This window comes from Peptoniphilus rachelemmaiella (assembly GCF_943169845.1).
GTDB lineage: Bacteria > Bacillota > Clostridia > Tissierellales > Peptoniphilaceae > Aedoeadaptatus > Aedoeadaptatus rachelemmaiella.
This window is the reverse complement of record NZ_CALPBW010000001.1, coordinates 120495-138390: the sequence shown is the minus strand read 5'-3', so window position 1 is coordinate 138390 and position 17896 is coordinate 120495. Positions and strand designations below refer to the sequence as shown.

14 protein-coding genes are annotated in these 17896 nt (G+C 53.3%); 7 read left to right on the top strand and 7 right to left on the bottom strand.

Annotated elements, in window-relative coordinates; translation table 11 throughout:
- Nucleotides 1-14: 14 nt before the first annotated feature.
- Nucleotides 15-1223 (bottom strand): CAP and S-layer homology domain-containing protein, encoded by a 1209-nt coding sequence (locus tag KO087_RS00615; RefSeq protein ID WP_215506659.1) that lies wholly within the window; start codon nt 1221-1223, stop codon nt 15-17.
- Nucleotides 1224-1437: 214 nt separating this feature from the next.
- Nucleotides 1438-1995: a hypothetical protein gene (locus tag KO087_RS00610; protein ID WP_215506657.1), complete on the bottom strand. Its 558-nt coding sequence runs from the start codon at nt 1993-1995 to the stop codon at nt 1438-1440.
- Between the two features lie 63 nt (nt 1996-2058).
- Here KO087_RS00610 and KO087_RS00605 point away from each other — a divergent pair, with 63 nt between their 5' ends.
- The 4 genes from KO087_RS00605 (at nt 2059) to KO087_RS00590 (ending at nt 7369) form a co-directional block, all read left to right on the top strand.
- Entirely contained in the window at nt 2059-3780 is a 1722-nt protein-coding gene (locus KO087_RS00605) for an ABC transporter ATP-binding protein (protein WP_215506655.1), read from the top strand.
- The gene (locus tag KO087_RS00600) at nt 3773-5578 is read left to right on the top strand and encodes an ABC transporter ATP-binding protein (RefSeq protein WP_215506653.1); all 1806 of its coding nucleotides are present in this window, start codon (nt 3773-3775) and stop codon (nt 5576-5578) included. The genes KO087_RS00605 and KO087_RS00600 overlap by 8 nt, the downstream gene beginning before the upstream one ends.
- A 95-nt stretch (nt 5579-5673) precedes the next feature.
- The gene (locus KO087_RS00595) at nt 5674-5925 is read left to right on the top strand and encodes a GlsB/YeaQ/YmgE family stress response membrane protein (protein ID WP_108832182.1); all 252 of its coding nucleotides are present in this window, start codon (nt 5674-5676) and stop codon (nt 5923-5925) included.
- 290 nt (nt 5926-6215) lie between these two features.
- Nucleotides 6216-7369, top strand: a protein-coding gene (locus KO087_RS00590; RefSeq protein WP_215506651.1) for an IS3 family transposase whose coding sequence is annotated in 2 segments (ribosomal slippage) — nt 6216-6494 and nt 6497-7369 — 1152 coding nt in all. Because the reading frame shifts where the segments join, the coding sequence is not laid out codon by codon here.
- A 390-nt stretch (nt 7370-7759) separates the two neighbouring features.
- Here the strand turns inward: KO087_RS00590 and KO087_RS00585 are convergent.
- Genes KO087_RS00585 through KO087_RS00575 form a run of 3 tightly spaced genes read right to left on the bottom strand, consistent with a single transcriptional unit; the run spans nt 7760 to nt 9893 of the window.
- Complete coding sequence (locus KO087_RS00585; protein WP_215506649.1) at nt 7760-8410, bottom strand: amino acid ABC transporter ATP-binding protein; 651 nt, start codon at nt 8408-8410, stop codon at nt 7760-7762.
- A complete protein-coding gene (locus tag KO087_RS00580; RefSeq protein WP_215506647.1) occupies nt 8407-9051 on the bottom strand; it encodes an amino acid ABC transporter permease in 645 nt (214 codons plus the stop codon). The genes KO087_RS00585 and KO087_RS00580 overlap by 4 nt, the downstream gene beginning before the upstream one ends.
- A gap of 20 nt (nt 9052-9071) precedes the next feature.
- Nucleotides 9072-9893: an amino acid ABC transporter substrate-binding protein gene (locus tag KO087_RS00575; RefSeq protein WP_251374883.1), complete on the bottom strand. Its 822-nt coding sequence runs from the start codon at nt 9891-9893 to the stop codon at nt 9072-9074.
- A 174-nt stretch (nt 9894-10067) separates the two neighbouring features.
- On the opposite strand from KO087_RS00575, the gene KO087_RS00570 reads away from it, so the two are divergent.
- Together KO087_RS00570 and KO087_RS00565 are read left to right on the top strand one after the other, a co-directional pair.
- Nucleotides 10068-11585, top strand: a complete 1518-nt coding sequence (locus tag KO087_RS00570; RefSeq protein WP_215506645.1) for a ClC family H(+)/Cl(-) exchange transporter — start codon at nt 10068-10070, stop codon at nt 11583-11585.
- Nucleotides 11582-12673, top strand: coding sequence for an ABC transporter substrate-binding protein (locus tag KO087_RS00565; protein ID WP_215506643.1), 1092 nt, complete (start codon nt 11582-11584; stop codon nt 12671-12673). Before KO087_RS00570 ends, KO087_RS00565 begins: the two co-directional genes overlap by 4 nt.
- 63 nt (nt 12674-12736) lie before the next feature.
- Here the strand turns inward: KO087_RS00565 and KO087_RS00560 are convergent, their stop codons facing one another.
- A complete protein-coding gene (locus tag KO087_RS00560; RefSeq protein ID WP_215506641.1) occupies nt 12737-15025 on the bottom strand; it encodes an S-layer homology domain-containing protein in 2289 nt (762 codons plus the stop codon).
- Between the two features lie 743 nt (nt 15026-15768).
- Here KO087_RS00560 and KO087_RS00555 point away from each other — a divergent pair.
- On the top strand, nt 15769-15909 hold the full coding sequence (locus tag KO087_RS00555) for a hypothetical protein (protein WP_215506639.1): 141 nt from the start codon (nt 15769-15771) through the stop codon (nt 15907-15909).
- Nucleotides 15910-16038: 129 nt separating this feature from the next.
- Here the strand turns inward: KO087_RS00555 and KO087_RS00550 are convergent, their stop codons facing one another.
- Nucleotides 16039-17229, bottom strand: a complete 1191-nt coding sequence (locus KO087_RS00550) for a pyridoxal phosphate-dependent aminotransferase (protein WP_215506637.1) — start codon at nt 17227-17229, stop codon at nt 16039-16041.
- Between the last annotated feature and the right edge of the window lie 667 nt (nt 17230-17896).

The window sequence follows — 17896 nt, the reverse complement described above, 5'->3', positions numbered from 1 at the left end:
GCGGCCGCCCTTATTTAATGATATTCTCCGCGGAAATGGGTGGTCCCGACGAAGTACACGGTGTTTTTCCCGGGTTTTTGAAGTTGGGCGTAGTCGCCGACGCGAACTTGCAGATTCATGTAGCGAAAGGTCGGCTCCATCATATTGGCGCGGTGGCCGGGGGAATCCCACCACATGCGATAGAAATTCTTCGCAAGGGCCTGTTCGTCGGTCATGAAAAGGCGGCTCTTTTTTCCGATCCGATCGTTGGACATGTGGATGATTTCAGCCAAATTTTCACCGAACATGGTGGTTCCCGATTTCGGGCGAATGTAATTAAAGGCCGTGGTCCAACTGCTTCCGTCGAGGCGCACGTGGTCTTGGCCGTTGACGTCGATGGAGCCGTTTTTCAGAAGTTCCTCCACCCGCGCGGTGGCGCCGGGGGTTAAGTCGTCGCCCCATTTTAATGGCACGAGGCCACGCTTGGTGCGATCTGCATTGATTAATGCCATAAATTCTCGGTTAAACTTTTCGTGGTCGAAGGTTTTGCCGCTGTTAAAGGAAGCAAATTCATTGCCTGCTGAAGGCCTCGCCGGCTGCGGGGGATTTGCGGGGGCGGGTTGTTTGGTCGCCGGGCGAGAGGGGCTCTCACTGCGCGGCTTCACCTTTTCGCCCGCATTGTAAATCATGACAAACACATCGCCTCGCGTGGCAGGTGCTTTCACGTCCAACGGGCCGACATCACTGCCTGCGCCGACGATGCCTAATTCTTCCGCCCAGCGGATCCACGACATGGGCCATTCGGCGCCCTTTGCATCTGCCTGCGTCAGCCCTTTCTTTGCCGCCACCGTCAGCATTTTCATCATCTCGGCATTGGTGACGGGGTTTTCCGGTCGGAAGGTGCCGTCGGGATAGCCGATAATGGCCGAAACCCCTTGGGGATTTTTCAGGCGGGCGGCGGCTTCGACATAGCCGCTTGCCCAGTGGCTCGAAGGCACATCCTTAAACACCTGCGCCCCGTGCCCCTTGACCTTGTTGCCCGTCATGCGAATTAAAAGCGCGGAAACCTCCCCACGGCTAATGGGTCGCTCAAGGCCCAGACTGCCGTCGGGATAGCCTGTCACCAACCCTTCACTTTTTAGGACATTGATCTTATCATTGCGACCCTCTGCCCGGACAGGGCTCGGAGTCAAAAGAGAGGTGGCCAGCATGAGCGCCGCCAAAAATTTACACCATTTCTTCATATATTCCTCCTTTATACTGAAATCAGCGTAGCATACCACCAACAAAACTACAAGCGACCGATGCCTTCTAAACCACTGAGATTGGGTGACCTACACTATAGGCACATCATTTCCTCGCACTTCTCGCACACCTTTTTCAAAAAAATCGCGACACGCAAAATTTAAGTGTCCCTGAAAGCAGGGATAAGCGGTGTGCGAGAACAAAAGAAAAAAACTATTTTATAAAAAACATCCTCCTATACATCATTCCTCGCACAAACAGCTCTTCAAACCGCATTTTATACCGCCTCCCCCAGGAGGAAAACCGCACATACACCTCGCCCTCGTCTTCCACCAGCTCCGTAATGGTCACCCAATGATAGCGAAAGGCTTTATGGGGGTGATTGGTATTCAAAAGGGCCACGGGGCAATCACCATTTAGCGCACGAAGGAGAAATCCTTTGATCTCTTCATCGGTGGCGCGGGGTTTTAGAAATTCCGCTTTGTATTTCCTCCCCATGGGGCCCATGGCTCTAATGAGGATGCCCCCGGCGGCGATGCCCCAAGGTCTCGGCGGGGCGAAGCGGAGGATCTCGCCCATAAGCTTCAGGGCCGCGCCTCTGTCTATTCGTCGTTTGCCTTCGGTGTAGGCGATAAGGTTGGCCAAGGCGGCGATGCCGCAGGCCCGATCCGCCGCGTAGGCGCTCTTTTCTCGAAGCAGGCTTTGATCGAAGCCGTAGCCTCCGTCTACGTCGATGAAGTTTTTGTGTTTTAAGGCGGCCAGGGTCTTCATGTGTACGACCTTTCTTTTCGGGTAGGTATAATAGATAAGCGTTTTTTTGAAAAGGATGGTGAAATGAAACAATACATTAAACCCTATATACCCTTAATTGTCGGCGAAGTGTTGCTTATCGCCCTGAGTATTTTGGCGGATCTTTACCTGCCGCGGCTCATGAGCCACATTGTGGACGCCGGGGTGTTGCGAGGCGATGTGCCTCTAATCATCCATAAAGGCCTGGCCATGATCGGACTCGCCGCACTGTCGGTGCTGTTAATGACGGTGGCGGGGCTCATGGCGGCGAAGATTTCCATGGGCTTTGCCCGCGACCTACGCAGCGGCCTCTTTGCCCACGTGCTCTCTCTGGATTTTCCCTCCTTCGAGACCTTCGGCGCCCCCTCGATTTTAACTCGCGCCACCGACGACATCAGTCAGCTGGAGCGCATGGCCGTGGTGGCCCTTCGCCCCCTGGTTCGCGCGCCCCTTATGTTTCTCGGCGCCACCTACATGTGCCTTACCACCGACGTGAAGCTTTCCGCCATTATTTTGTTCTGCGCCCCCATGCTTCTCGCCGTGGTCATGGCCATCGCCCGTGCATCCATTCCCTGCTTCCGCCGCATTCGCGAACTCATGGACGAGATCAATCTCCGTTTCCGGGAACGGCTCACGGGGATTCGGGTGATCCGGGCCTTCCGCAAGGAAAGCTACGAAGATCGCCGCTTCGACGAGGTGAATCGGTCCATGCGCCGCACCTCGGAGCAGGTAAACAACTACCTCATTACCATGCTTCCCGCCTTTAATTTGATCTTTAATTTTACCATGGTTGCCGTTCTCTTCTTCGGCGCAGGCCGCATCCATGCCAATGCCATGGAAGTGGGAGATCTTATGGCCTTTATCCAATACGTGGTGCAAATCATGTTTGGCCTCAGTATGTTTGCCATGCTCTTCGCCATGTACCCCAATGCCAAGGCCGCCTACGACCGCATCGTGGAAGTCCTCCAAACGCCGCCGGCCAAGGAAAATGTGAAGGCCTCTCTACCGGATGGCGGAGAAACCTCTCTCGTCTTCGACCACGTGAGCTTTGCCTATCCCGGGGCGGAGCGGCCCGTGTTGTCGGACGTTTCCTTTGAAGTGAAGGCCGGGCAAAAAGTCGCCATAATCGGCGGCACGGGCAGCGGCAAGAGCACGATCTTAAAGCTCATCCACCGCTTCTACCACGTCTCCGGCGGCGAAATCCGCTTAAACGGCGTGAACATCGAAGACCTTTCCGCCAAAGACCTGCGCAGCCGCATGGGCTATGCACCTCAAAAGGCCATGCTGCTTTTAAGGAGCGTGCGGGAAAACATCGGCCTATCCCACGATATGCCCTTAACCGACGAAGAGGCGGATCGCTACCTTTCCATCGCCCAGGCGAAGGACTTCGTTCACGGCATGGAAGAGGGCGTCGATGCCATCGTGTCTCAAACGGGGAAAAACCTCTCCGGCGGACAGAAACAGCGCCTCTCCATCGCGCGGGCGTTGGCGAAAGCGCCTGAGGTGCTTCTCTTCGACGACGCCTTTTCCGCCCTGGACTTTCAAACGGACAAGGCCCTGCGCCGCGCCCTGGCCCCCATGACGGAGCACACCGCCACCCTCATCGTGGCCCAGCGGGTCATGACGGTGTTGGACTGCGACGAAATTCTGGTTCTGGACGACGGCAAAATCGTCTCCCGAGGCACCCACGAGGAGCTTATGAAATCCTCCACCCTGTACCGGGAAATCGCCGCCTCTCAATTGGGAGAGGAGGTGCTCTATGCCTAGACTCAAAGGCGTTACGGAGCGGGACCGACGGAGTCTTCGAAGCGCCGACAGCCGCCGCATTATGAAGCGGCTCATCGGCTATTTAAATCAAGACAAACTGCCCATGGTCCTGGCCATTCTCTTTACGGCCACGGCCACCATCATCGACATCTTCACGCCCTGGATTTTGGGCCTGGGGATCACGAACATCTACGATTCCGTGAAGGCGGGGGCGGGCATCGACTACGGTTATTTAAACCGCATCGCGGCCATCCTCCTCGCCATGTATGTAACCTCCTCGATTTTCTACTTCTTCCGGGGCCGCATCCTCGTGAAGATCACCCAGAAAACCGTCTTTACCCTGCGTAAAGAATTTTCCGAAAAAATTCAGCGCCTCCCCGTGGCCTATTTGGACCGCTTCACCGTCGGCGACCTCCTTTCCCGCATGACCAACGACATGGAATCCGTGGTGAACAATATGCGGCAAAACATCGCCCAAATCATCAGCGCCGTGGTCACCATATTAGGCACCTTGGCCATGATGGTTTACATCGAGCCCCGGCTCACGATCATTTCCTTGATCGTACTTCCGGTAAGCGCCTTTGTCACGGCGAAAATCGCCGGCCTCAGCCAGCGCTACTTTCGCGCCAAGAGCCACGACATGGGCCGGGTAGACGGCTACATGGAAGAGATCATCTCCGCCCAGGAAGTGGTGAAGAGCTTCACCTTCGAAGACCGCGCCATCCATGAATTTAATGAAATTAACGACGCCCTCTACGCCAACGCCTACATGGCCCAGTTTATCAGCAGCGAAATCATGCCCCTTATGGGCTTCATCTCCAACTTGGGCTACGTGGCCATCGCCGTCTTCGGCGGCTTCTTGGTCTTAAACGGCGCCATTACTCTGGGCGCCATACAGGCCTTCTTCCAATACTCGAGAAAACTCAATCAACCCATCAGCGGCATGGCGGAAGTGGTGGGGGCCCTGCAATCGGCCATCTCCGCCGCCGACCGCATTTTCCGCGTCCTCGATGGGGAAGAAGAGGCGCAGACCGACGACACCACCGTCCTGAAAGAATTAAAAGGCGAAGTCACCTTCGATCACCTGCGCTTCGGCTACGAGAAAAACCAAGTGGTCATCGACGACTTCTCCCTCCACGTGAACCCCGGCGAGACCGTGGCCATCGTCGGGCCCACCGGCGCGGGAAAAACCACCCTTATCAACCTTTTAATGCGCTTCTACGAGCCCGATCACGGCAGCATTTCCGTCGACGGCGTGGACATTCACCGCCTCACCCGCGACGATCTGCGCCGCCACTTCGGCATGGTGCTTCAAGACACCTGGCTCTTCACAGGCTCCATTAAAGACAATATCGCCTACGGCAAAGAAGGCGCCACCGAAGGCGAAATCCTCGCCGCCGCCAAGGCCACCTATGCGGACAACTTCATCCGCACCCTGCCCAATGGCTACGACGAAATCATCACCGAATCCGGATCGGAAATCTCCCAAGGCCAGCGCCAACTTTTAACCATCGCTCGTGCCCTCATCTCCGATCCCGACATTCTGATCTTAGACGAAGCCACCAGCTCCGTGGACACCCGCACGGAAAAACTCATCCAAAAAGCCATGGACCGCCTCATGCACGGCCGCACCAACTTCGTCATCGCCCACCGCCTCTCCACCATCGTCGGCGCCGATGTAATCCTCGTCTTAAAAGACGGAAACATCGTGGAACAAGGCGATCACGAGAGCCTCATGGCGAAGAAAGGCGAATACTACGCACTCTACCACAGCCAATTTGAAGGAAAAGAAATTTAACTGCAAATACTTTTCTCCTCACTGAATAATTTTTACAAGCGCGGGTAAGTATAAAATAACATCATTATTAGGACTCATTCGAAAGGAGATCTTTCATGTTATTTTGGTTAATTTTCGGCGCATTGGCCGGCTGGATCGCAAGCAAGATCATGGGCAAAGACGAATCCATGGGCGCTGTAGCAAACATCGTCACCGGGATCGTCGGATCCTTCATCGGCGGCTTCATTGCAAGCAACGTCTTCCACATGGGCAAAGTGTCCGGCTTCAACCTCTACAGCCTGATCATCGCCGTCATCGGCTCCGTGATTTTGCTGTGGATCGTGAATGCAGTAAAAAACAGAAAATAAGGCAAGAAAAGGGGCTTTTGAATAAGCCTCTTTTTTCTTGCCCTTTTTTCTGTTAAAAAAGACGGATCTTTTCGGGATTTTCTCACAGGGAAAGTCCCCGTGGCCCCAAAAATTGATATGCGTAGCGTAGGAAATTTCGTGTTGTTTTCTATTTCGCTTAAAATACCATTCCCGCAAGGTTTTGAAACCCGGGGAAGGGGCTAGGGCGTTGCGATTCGCCCTGGATAGGTTACAATAATTAGGACAGTTTCCTTAAGGTGTGATATCTTAAGATCACCAAGGAGGATCAAATGCAAAAAGTACCTAGAAAAAGAAGACACTTTACGAATGAATTTAAGCAGCATGTGGTTGACCTATACGAGGAGGGCATGAGTCGGCAAGAGATCATCGAGAAGTACGCATTAACTCCTTCTGCCTTTGATCGCTGGGTTAGCCAGTTTCGCACCACCGGTTCGTTTAAAGAAGCCGATTCGTTCAGCGATTCGGATAAAGAAAAACTCGCCCTAATTAAAGAAAATCAACGGCTCAAGATGGAGAATGATATTTTAAAGCAGGCCGCGCTGATACTTGCAGAGAAAAACGATACGTCATCGATCGTTTGAAGCACAAATACCCGGTATCAGCGCTTTGCAGAGCCTTAGGCATCAGCCGCTCCGCTTACTATTACCGGCCAAGGCCCCTTTCTGATGACGCCATCGAACTGGAGATCAAAGTCCGTTCCATCTTTCGCGCAAGCCACAACGTCTATGGCGCGCGCAGGATAAAAAGCAAGTTAGAGGCAGAAAACATCGTCGCCTCCAGGCGACGAATTCGCGGCATCATGAAGAAGCTTCACTTAGTATCTGTCTACACCAAAGCAAAATACAGGCACTACCCGACAAAGAAAAACGAAGAGAAAATACACAACGTTCTCAACCGAGAATTTAGTCATCGCAGGCCGCTGGAAGTCATCGTATCCGACCTGACCTATGTTCGAATCAACCAGCGATGGGCCTATGTCTGCGCCATTACTGATCTTTTTAATCGCGAAGTCATCGGTTACTCATGTGGCCTTCGGAGAGACGCTGCCCTTATTCAGGAAGCATTTAGCACCATCCCCTACCCCCTCGATGCCGTCGAATATTTTCATACCGATCGAGGCAAAGAATTCGATAACAACACCATTCGAGCCATTTTAGAGGCGAACGGCATCAAGAGATCCTTAAGTCGCCCGGGTATGCCTTACGACAACGCCGTAGCAGAAAACATATTTAAAAGTTTCAAAACTGAGTTTTTAGAGAGAGACACCTTTCAAAGCCTGAACGAATTAAGAGAAAAACTCAGCGACTATGTGCGGTGGTGGAACAACGAGCGGGTGCACACAAGCCTTGAAAACATGCCGCCGGTCGCTTACCGGGCAAAGAAAGCGGCGGAAGACAAAGGCCATGTAAAGTTGACACCTTAAGAAAAGTGTCCAAAAAAGTGTTGCCATTCCAATCGCAACGCCCTAGGCCCTTCCCCTGGTCTCAGAGCCATGTAAGAATCAATTTTAAAGCGAAAAAAGTAACTTGATTTCATTACGTTCACTACGCATTTAAAAGGAGCTACCACTTGAACTAACGCCCTTTTTCCCTCCCCCGGAAAGAATCACGAAGATATAAATTGTGAAAGAGAAAATAGGATCGCGAATTACAAAAAGTGAGCGCTATGAAAGCGAAGAAAAAAAGGTGTGCGAAGATAAAAGATGAGCGAAGAAAAAACACCGCAAAAAACCCACGATGGGGGCTCATCCGCCCTCTCGTGGGTTTTGCGAAACATGGTGGTGTACAAAGGAAAAACAAAAGACATTCCTCTCTTATGCTACAATCTCTTCTCTCAGTTGTCCTTCTTCGAAGTGCAATATCCTGTCGGAGATTCGCTCGGCGAAGGCCCTATCGTGGGTCACGACGATCATGCCCATGCCTTTTTCTTTTAGCCGCCCCAGGGTTTGGGCCAGCTTGTCGATGGTTTCCGCATCCAAGGCGGAGGTGGGCTCGTCGAAGCAGAGGATGTCGGGCTCAAGCATACAGGCCCTGACAATGGCCACCCGCTGTTGTTGGCCGCCGGAAAGGTTTCTCGGGTATTTGTCTTTTTCCTCGTAGATTTCCAGTTCTTTCATGAGCCGCTCGGCCCTTTCTTCCGCTTCTTTTCGGTCGATGCCGTGGTAGACGGGAGCCAGGAGGATGTTCTCCCACACGGTCATTTTCGGAAACAGGTAGTAGCCTTGAAAGACCATGCCGATTTTCTTCGCATCGGTGGTGCCTACAGGCATCACTTTGCCGTCGAAGGCGACGGTGCCGGCGTCGTAGGTTTCCAGGCCGTTGAGGCAGCGGAGGAAGGTGGTCTTGCCCTGGCCGCTTTTGCCCGCAATGGACACGATCTCATCGGAGGTAAAGGTGAGGTCGATGTTGCTCCAAATGCAGCGGTCGCCAAAGCTCTTTTTTAAATTGTCCACGGTAATTTTCATGACGCTTCAATCTTCCTCTCTGAGTATCTCAAAAGCAAGGTCAACAGACCGACGACGATAAGATAAACCACCCCGACGTAAATGTAGGGAAGGATGGATGACATGGTGTTGGAAACGGATTTGGCCGCTTTCAAAATATCCATGACGCCCAGGATATAGACCAAGGAGGTGTCCTTGACCAGGGTAATGACTTCGTTGGAATAGGCGGGGAAACTCCGCTGGATGACCACGGGCAAGATGACTTTAAAGAAGGTGTAGGGTTTGGAAAGGCCCAAGACCTTGCCCGCTTCCCACTGCCCGGGATCGATGGATTGAATCCCGCCGCGCAGGATTTCCGCCAAGTAGGCGGTGTAATTGAGGACAAAGGCCAGAAAAATGGAGGTAAACCGGCCCAAGGTAATGCCCGCAGGCAAAAGGGGCAGCCCGAAAAACACGAACATTAATTGAAGGAGCAAAGGCGTCGCCCGCATAATATAAATGTAAATCGCCGCCAACTTCGATATAATGGGGTTAGGGGACAAGCGCGCCCACGCCACCGGGATACAAAGGATGGACGATAATACGATGGTTACGGCAAATACCGACGCCGTCACTTTCATGCCTTCCCCCAATAGGGGGATTAAACGTTCCAGAACTTCCAAAACTGCCTCCTGCTATCCCATTAGTCGGCGAAATACTTGCTGTAGATTTCGTCGTAGGTGCCGTTGTCTTTCAGCGTCTTCAGCGCCTTGTTCAGTGCTTCTTGTAAAGCCACATCGTCTTTACGCATGCCCACGGCAAATTGTTCTTCGCCGAAGTTGTCGTCTAAGACCTTGTAGTTTTCTTCGCCGTTTTGCTTCATGTAGTAGCGCGCCAACACTTCGTCGACGACGATGGCATCGCAGCGTTTCGCTTCGATGTCTTTAAAGCATTCGTTGTTGGTGGCGTATTCCACCGGCGGTTCGGCCAAGGTTTTGACAAAAGCTTCGTCTTTCATGACGGCTTCCAGTGCGGAAGATTCGCCTTGCACGGTGATGCGCTTGCCGGCCAAGTCGGCCTTGGAGTTCACGGGAGAATCCTTTAAGGTAACGATGATTTGGCGGTTGTCCATGTAAGGATCGGAGAAGAGCAATTTCTTTTGACGCTCGGGGGTAATGGAGAAGCCATTCCAGAGGAAGTCCACATTGCCCGATTCAAGTTCCGATTCCTTCACCGTCCAGTCGATGGGTTGGCATTCGATTTTGATGCCCATTTCTTCGGCGGCCTTTTGCGCCAGGTCTACGTCGAATCCGACGATGTTGCCCTTTTCGTCGCGGAAGCCCATGGGCGCGAAGGTGTCGTCCATGCCCATGACGTAGGTCTTGCTCTTGTCCAGCTCGCCTGCGGCTTCCTGTTTGGCGTTATTTGCATTGTTTGCCGCTTTATTCTCCGGCTTCGCACCGCCGGAACAGCCCACAAGCAAAAGCATGGTCAGTGCGGTCAAGGTAAATAGTCTTTTCTTCATGATCGGTTTCCTTTCTCTGTTTATCGCTTTACTACGGTAAATTATCATGGACTTATAATACATCCTTTGCCCCCGATTGTAAAGCTTTTTTTCAAAATATATTGTATAGACGGTTTTTCGTCTCGTTTTTCATTTTATGTACGCCATCCTTCGTCCGTTGGGAAAGGAGTTTTCATGGATACCCACCACGCGACAAATTACGATCACAATCGCCTGCGCATGCACTTGGTCTTCGGCGGCTTCGTCGTCGGTCTGGCCTCGGGCATGATTTCCGTCCTGTACCGATTCACCTTAGGCAAGCTCGACGACGCGAGAATGTTGCTCTATGCCAACATCACCCTGGGCCGCATCGCCCTCATGCTCGGGCTCTTTTTCGCCATGGCCGTGGCCATGCACCTTTTACTTAATTGGTCCCCCTTAAGCGGCGGCAGCGGCATCCCGCAAATTCGCGGCGAGCTTTTAGGTAAAGCCGACATCGCCCCGGTGCCTACCCTTATTTCAAAATTCTTCGGCGGCGCCATGGCCGCCTTCTCCGGCCTCACCCTCGGGCGGGAAGGCCCCTCCATTCAATTAGGGGGCACCTTGGCGAAGCTCCTCGCCAAAGTTTTCCGCGCATCGGAAATGGAAGGGCGCTACTTCATCACCGCCGGGGCCTCCGCAGGTCTCGCCGCAGCCTTTAACGCCCCCTTGGCCGGCGCCCTCTTCGCCCTGGAAGAGCTCCACAAAAGCTTCTCCCACTTCTTCGTCGTGCCCTGCGTCGTGGCCTCCGTGGTGGCCAACTGGATCAGCTTCCGCATTCTGGGCATGGAGCCCGCCTTCTCCTTTCCCATGAAAGAAATGCTCCCCACCGGCATGATCTGGGCGCCTGTGGTCGTGGGCATCGTCGGCGGCATCTTCGGCGCCGTGTTCAACAAAGGCCTGCTCTTTGCAAGCACCCGCACGAAAAAACTCCCCATGCCCCGCTACCTCGTCATCTTTCTCGCCATGGTCCTCGCCCTTTTGGCCGGCCTCTACAACCCCATCCTCTTAGGCGGCGGCCACGACCTCATCGAGCATTTGGCCACCACCACCGTCGCCGGCAAGGCCCTTATCGCCTTCTTCGCCATCCGCATGCTCCTCGTTTGGACCGGATACGGCTCCGGTGCCCAAGGCGGCATCTTCCTCCCCGTACTCACCCTGGGCGCCCTCATCGGCGCCCTCCTCCACGGCATCCTCATCGGCACAGACATCTACTACGCCAACTTCCTCTACCTGGGCATGGCCGCCATCCTCTCCTCCGTGGTGCAGGCCCCCCTCCTCTCCATCCTCCTCGTCTCGGAAATGAGCGGCACCATGCTGCAAATGATCTCCGTCACCACCACCGCCATGATCGCCTACATCATCGCCCAGCTGTTAAAGAGCGGCCCCATCTACGAATCCCTTTACGACAATATGTTCCAAAAAGACATCGGCAAGCTTCACGACGACTACACCATGCAATACTTCCTCGTCCCCGGCGGCGCCAACTACATTAACGTTCCCCTGAAAAGCCTCCACATCCCCCACCACCCCGTCATCGCCTCCGTGCAGCGGGAAGACATTACCTTCACCCCCAACGCGGACACCACCCTGGAAGGGGGCGACGAACTCCTCGTCCTCTGCGAAGAGCGGGATCTGGAAGCCCTGGCGAACTTTTTCGGAGATGCAGAATGAAACGACTCCTTACCCTTCTCGTCCTTTTGCTCCTCGTGGGCTGCACAAGAGAAAAAACAACTGATGGTGTCACCATCGGCGTCTTTGAGCCCCAACAAGGCCTCTACGGCGAAACAGGCCAAGACACCTGGCGGGGCGTCAAACTCGCCCACCGATTGCGCCCCGTGGCAGGCGGCAAAAAAATCCACCTCGCCCTCTACGACACCAAAAGCCAATCCATGGAAGCCGCCAACGGCGTCAGCGTCCTTTCCGATGAAGGCGCCCTGGCCCTCATCGGCACCTTCGGCACCGACAGCATGAACCACGCCCGCCCCGTCATCAAAGCGGCGAAAATCCCCACCGTCACCGGCTCCACCGCCGCCGATCTGAACAAAGACTACCGCATCACCCCCCTGTCCATGAACGACAACGAACAGGCCCGCGCCATGGCCGCCTTTGCCGCAAACACCTTGGGCCTCAGAGACATCGCCGTGGTGGTGGACGCCGAAACAGGCTACGGCAACGACCTGGCACACGCCTTCATCGAAAGCCTCCCCGACTACGTCCGCACCTACCCCATCGACTACCACACCGGCGAAACCCGCTTCAAACGAGAAATCGCCCGATTGAAAAAATACCCCGTCGACGGCATCTACTGCCCGGGAGACGCTGCCGCAAGCGCCTACTTCATTCGCGCCGCAAAAAAAGCAGGCATCCGCGTCCCCCTTATGGGCGCCGACCGCTGGGAAAACCCCTCCTTTAAAGAAATCGGCCGAGACGCCGTGGAAGACGCCTACTTCACCGCCCACTACGCCCGCTACGAAACCTTTAACCAGGCCTCCGACGCCTTCTTAAAAGCCTACGAAAAAGAATACGACCGCGCCCCCACAAGCTACGCCGCCATCGGCTACGACGCCTACAACCTTATCGCCGACGCCATGAACCAAGCCGGCCCCGATCGAGACGCCATGGCCCGCTACCTCCGCCGCCTCAACACCTTCGACGGCGCCCTGGGCATCACCAAACGCCACAAGACCAGAAACGTGCCCATTATGCGGCAAAAAGGCAATAAGGCAAACTACGTGAGCACCGTGGAAGTGAAATCGTAAAGGCCGGCACATAAAAAGACCACAGATTTTTCTGTGGTCTTTTTTCATGTCATACAAAGGGACTTAATAGCGCGTGTATTCGGCAACCTTGTTTTCGGAATAACGAATCACCAAGCGTCCGTTTTCCAGCTCCGGACCCTTGTCAGCCCCTCTAGTGGAGATGCCTTCCAGGCTCACGTAATTGCTTCGCCGAAATTCCAATTCCCCGGTGGAGGGATTCAGGCGTACATTCCTGTACTCGCCTACATAATATTCTCCCGTTTCGACGATACGACCGGTTTTGCGCACCAAATACGTCCCATCGGGGTTTTTCGAAATACGGAAAGTGGCTTCTACATTGTGAATCGCTCCAATGCTTACTCTACGTAAATAATCGTGGCCGATCCAGCTTCCCACGAAGCCTTCGCCGGGCTTTTGATCGTACTTGCCGAACTCGTCGTACTTAAACTTCAACTGATCGTTGTCCTGACGAATTTGCACGACCTTGGCCTTCCGGTCCACGGTTTTTTCCTTGGCCACAAACTTGTCCAGGGCCGTGACGCGGGCGCCCTTTAAGTTTTCGCCGCGAAGCGAATAGCCGAAGGGATCCTTATTCAAATACAGATCCCGCTCGCCGCTGCCTTCCACTTCCACGGCATTCCACTTAAACAGCTTATTGGGCGCATCTTCACCCATGCTCACCCAATACTTGCCCGTCTGATCCTTCATGTGGAACGTGCCCTTGCCCGCATCCAACGCGGTAGGCCGCTCCGTTTCAAAGGCTAAATAATAGTCCTTGCCGCGAATGGCAATATTCCCTCCGGCAAAGGAATACACCTTATACACCGACCTCGCCGGTACCGTATAGATGTACGTATCTTCATCCGGCACCACTTCGGCCTTCTTGGGATCCAGTACCCAGGATTCGGAACCGCTCTTCACGGTAACCTTTTGCTTACCCTTGACAATAAATTGCGTGGGAGTATTCGTCGGCGTAGGATTTGCCCCCTTCATAATCGTGTTCGTGGGGAAGGCATAAGAATATGCCACCATGATCCGCCCGGACCCGCCGGAAGCCGTCGTCGCAGACTTGGCGACCATGCGGTTCGTGCCCAAATCGATCACGACTTCCTTTTGATCCAAGCCGATGTAATTCGGGTCATACACCTTCAGGCGCAGCACATTGCCCTCTTGAACGTAATCGTAAATCGCATTGGCATGGCCCACATTCCGGCCGCCCATTTCCCAGAAATAAGCCAACTGCACCGTGGTGTTCTTCGCCTTCGCCTGATCCACCATGGCCTTTAAATTCGCGGCGTAAGTCGAAAGATCCTGCGTATTCCTCTTAATCCGAGGGCAAAGCCAGCCAATGCCGTTGTTGTTGCGGTTATTATGAAACGTACGCGTACTTTGCATGTTTTGATGCAGATTAATCACCGACTGCGCCTTGTAATTACTTTGCGCTTCCAAATCCCCGATCGTCGAGCGCGCGGGCTCGTTGAGATTATTCACCGGCAAGCGGCCTTCCTTATAAAGGCCCGCCGTCGCCGTAAAGCCGTAACAGGAACCGCCCCAGCCGCCCCGCATGGCCCGACGGATTTCCTGGGCGTCCGTCCCATTGAAAAACTTCGCCGCACGCTGCAAGACATCGGAATTAATCTGATAGCCCTTGCCGAAATTCGACGGCTCATTGATGAAATTCCAATTCCAATTGCCGGAAGGCGACGGCGACGGTGCGGGCTCCGGACCCAAATCGGGATGCAAGTGATTGGCCAGAACCGTCACCACTTCCGCCCGCGTCATGCTGCCCTCGGGGCGGAACGTCCCGTCGGGATAGCCTTGAATCAAATTATGTGTCTTCGACGCGCCCACGGCTCCCCGCAGCTCTTCCTTCACGGAATCATAATCCGCAAACTGACGGGCCGCTTCCGCATCGTCGTCCCACTTTTGAACGACGGCGAAAATCCGCACCGCTTCCTGACGCTCGATCTTTTCACCGGATTTCAGACTTTGCCCTTCACCCGATCCTAAGTAACCGGCCTGTACGCCCTTCTTTACCTCGGCATAAAACCAATCGTCCTCCTTCACGTCCGAATAATTCACCTTTACATCCTTCGACGAAAGCGCCGGATCGTGAAGCTGCGGCGTAAATTCATTGACGATGCGGTAATACTCCGCATTGCTCACCGGCGCATCGGGACGAAACGTGCCGTCGGGATACCCCTTCAAATACCCTTCCTTCGCGGCCCACACAATCGTGCGCTCCGCCCAGTGGCCCTTGACATCGCTAAAGCCCTCCGCCCGCACAAGCGTCGGCACCTGAGCAAAAACCATGATCAGAGCCAGAAGGACCGATAGATACCTCTTTTTCACAATAACTCCTTTCTAAAACCATATAACACCCGCGAAGAGAGAAAAATCCTCCGCGAGAACGACGAAGATCGCCGAGGAAATGGTTTTCCGCGTAGATAAACGATCTCCTCCGCGTCATCTAAAGTTATCATAATATGAATGATAATGGGAGTCAATGGAAAAGAGAGAGGATTTGTTGTTTTTATTTTTCTTCGCACACTTTTTATCTTTGCATGACAAAGGGCAAAGCTGATGTGGGTTGTTTTTTGAAACCCGGCCCACAGAAATCAAATCCCCCTCGAATTCGAGGGAGATTTGATTTCCGAAGATGTCTGCCCTATCGGCGGTCGAGAGGAAGCCTTATGACTTTCGCAACCGTCTCCTATTCTTTTTTCGCAAAAACCTGCTTTATCTCATTTCTATAAAGAATTCGTGCAGGCTCTTCTTTGGAAGGCGTGCTCTTTGCATAGGCTTCGGTTTGTGCCATGGCGCGGGCAATAACTCTTTTTTACTTTTGTTTTCGAACTGCCACCGACTTTAAAAAACTTTTTGTCGCCACGCTTCCCCTCCTTTTTGGCTTGATTTACATGGACGAGGCGATTTCATCTATTGTGCGTTTGTCACTTCGCTCTCTTAGTATTTTTAAGATATTCCGTAAAGGACCGCGCGCCGATCTGTCTGCGCTTATTCAACATAGCCTGCCAAATAGCGTTTCCCTCGGCCTCCGTAATCAGCCCTCGTTTAAAGAAATCGATCGAGACGCCATGGCCCGCTACCTCCGCCGCTTCAACACCTTCGACGGCGCCCTGGGCATCACCAAACGCCACAAAACCAGAAACGTGCCCATTATGCGGCAAAAAGGCAATAAGGCAAACTACGTGAGCACCGTGGAAGTGAAGTCGTAAAGGCCAGCACAGAAAAAGACCACAGATTTTTTCTGTGGCCTTTTTTATCCTTCCCACATCGGCGCAGGATAATCTATGTAAAAAAATAAGAACCACGGAGGATTTCACCCGTGGTTCTTATGGTTTTTCTTATCTCGCTTTGTAGGCTTTTAAGCCTTCGTCGAGGATGTGCATGGCTTTTCTCAAAGCGTCGACGTTTAATACGTAGGCCAAACGAACTTGGCTCATGTAGTCTTCGCTGTGTTCATAGAAACCTGCGGCGGGAGCCATCATTAAGGTTTCACCGTCGACGTCGAATTCTTCAAGCAACCAGCGGCAGAAGTCTTCGGCATCGTCAACGGGCAGGTCGGCTACGGTGTAGAAGGCGCCGCCGGCCATGTTGCATTTCACGCCGTCGATTTTGTTTAATTCTTCGACGATGACGTCGCGGCGTTCTTGATAGATTTCGGAGATTTGATCCAGGTAGGAATCGTCGATTTCATAGAGGGCTGCGGCACCGATCATGTCCACGGTGGGGCAGGCCAAACGCGCGGTGGCCAGTTTGTTGGCGGCGGCGATGAAATCTTTGTTCATGCAGGCCAGGTTACCGATACGAGCGCCGCAACCGCTGAAGCGTTTGGAGATGGAGTCTTGAAGGATCAAGCGGTCTTGGATGCGTTCGATGGTACCGAAGCTGTGGAATTTTTTGCCGTCGAAAATGAATTCGCGGTAAAGTTCTTCAGCAATGATCCAAAGGTTGTGATCAATGGCGATGTCGGCGATCATTTCGATTTCTTCTTGGGTGTAGACGGCACCGGTGGGGTTGCCGGGGTTGGCCAAGAGGATGGCTTTGGTTTTGTCGGTAATCTTCGATTCGATGACTTCTCTCGAGGGGAGGTGGAAGTCGTTTTCTACGACGGTGGGGAAGGTGGTTACCGTGGTGGAAGTTTCGATGAAGTAAGAAAGGTAGTTGGTGTAGTAGGGTTCGCAGGTAAGGATTTCATCGCCTACGTCGGTAATGGCGAGCAGGGTGAAAAGAAGGGCTTCGGAGCCGCCTGCGGTGACGACGATGTCATCGGCGGTCATGGGGGTGTCTCTGCGTTGGTAGTATTTTGCCATGCCTTCACGAAGTTCGGGAAGCCCCGGAGAGGGTGCATAGCTTAATACTTTCATGTCGATGTTTTTAATGGCATCGAAGAATTCTTGCGGGGTTTCAACGTCCGGTGCACCGATGTTCAGGTGATAAACTTTTTTGCCCGCTTCTTTCGCCTTGTTGGCGTAGGGGGTCAGTTTACGAATGGCACTATAGGGCATGGACTCGATACGATTGGATAATTTCATAATAGTCTCCTCTCTTTCTCTATGACTATCTTCATTATAGTGGATATAAAACGATTTCTCAAGGGAGGAAGGCAGGGAGATTCTCCCCTGAGCCCCCGGAATTATTTTGCCGACATTCTCACATGATTTTTTCTATTCGCCCATCTTTTATCCTTTGCTTTTGATAGCGCACTACATGTGCATGATCTCCTTTTATTTTTTCACACTATGTCTTCATCCACCGGTCCCGGGGGAGGGAAAAAGGGCGTTAGTTCGAGCGAGGCACCTAATTTAAATTGCAAAGCTTACGTTGTGGAATCAAGTTTTCTATTTCGTTTAAACAGCATTTTTCCATGGTTTCGAGACCCGGGGGCAGGGAAAAGAGCTCAGAGCGGAAGGCCGCATTTTCCCCGCCCCCGGGGCCCCCACCCCTTTTTTGGCCGCGTTTAAGCTGTATGAAAATGCCTGCGGCATTTTCTGCTATTTGGGCGTGCCGCGGACTGAAGAATGTGTGTCGGGCGACGTTTCTTTTTCGCTAATAAGAATTCTTTGCCTAATTCACTTTCTCACGTTGGCGACACAGCCCAATAGGAATCGAAGCCCGCCAGGGCTTCGCACATTAGAAAAGCGTTAGGGTGGAGGGGGATGGGGTCCAGGGGAAGGGCCAGAGGGCGAATCGCAACGCCCT

Excerpts from the sequence above, each read along its gene's own strand:
- KO087_RS00600 (WP_215506653.1), top strand. The coding sequence starts at position 3,773 with ATGCCTAGACTCAAAGGCGTTACGGAGCGGGACCGACGGAGTCTTCGA.
- KO087_RS00585 (WP_215506649.1), bottom strand. The coding sequence starts at position 8,410 with ATGAAAATTACCGTGGACAATTTAAAAAAGAGCTTTGGCGACCGCTGC.
- KO087_RS00570 (WP_215506645.1), top strand. The coding sequence starts at position 10,068 with ATGGATACCCACCACGCGACAAATTACGATCACAATCGCCTGCGCATG.
- KO087_RS00605 (WP_215506655.1), top strand. The coding sequence starts at position 2,059 with ATGAAACAATACATTAAACCCTATATACCCTTAATTGTCGGCGAAGTG.
- KO087_RS00555 (WP_215506639.1), top strand. The coding sequence starts at position 15,769 with ATGGCCCGCTACCTCCGCCGCTTCAACACCTTCGACGGCGCCCTGGGC.
- KO087_RS00615 (WP_215506659.1), bottom strand. The coding sequence starts at position 1,223 with ATGAAGAAATGGTGTAAATTTTTGGCGGCGCTCATGCTGGCCACCTCT.
- KO087_RS00610 (WP_215506657.1), bottom strand. The coding sequence starts at position 1,995 with ATGAAGACCCTGGCCGCCTTAAAACACAAAAACTTCATCGACGTAGAC.
- KO087_RS00595 (WP_108832182.1), top strand. The coding sequence starts at position 5,674 with ATGTTATTTTGGTTAATTTTCGGCGCATTGGCCGGCTGGATCGCAAGC.
- KO087_RS00550 (WP_215506637.1), bottom strand. The coding sequence starts at position 17,229 with ATGAAATTATCCAATCGTATCGAGTCCATGCCCTATAGTGCCATTCGT.
- KO087_RS00575 (WP_251374883.1), bottom strand. The coding sequence starts at position 9,893 with ATGAAGAAAAGACTATTTACCTTGACCGCACTGACCATGCTTTTGCTT.
- KO087_RS00565 (WP_215506643.1), top strand. The coding sequence starts at position 11,582 with ATGAAACGACTCCTTACCCTTCTCGTCCTTTTGCTCCTCGTGGGCTGC.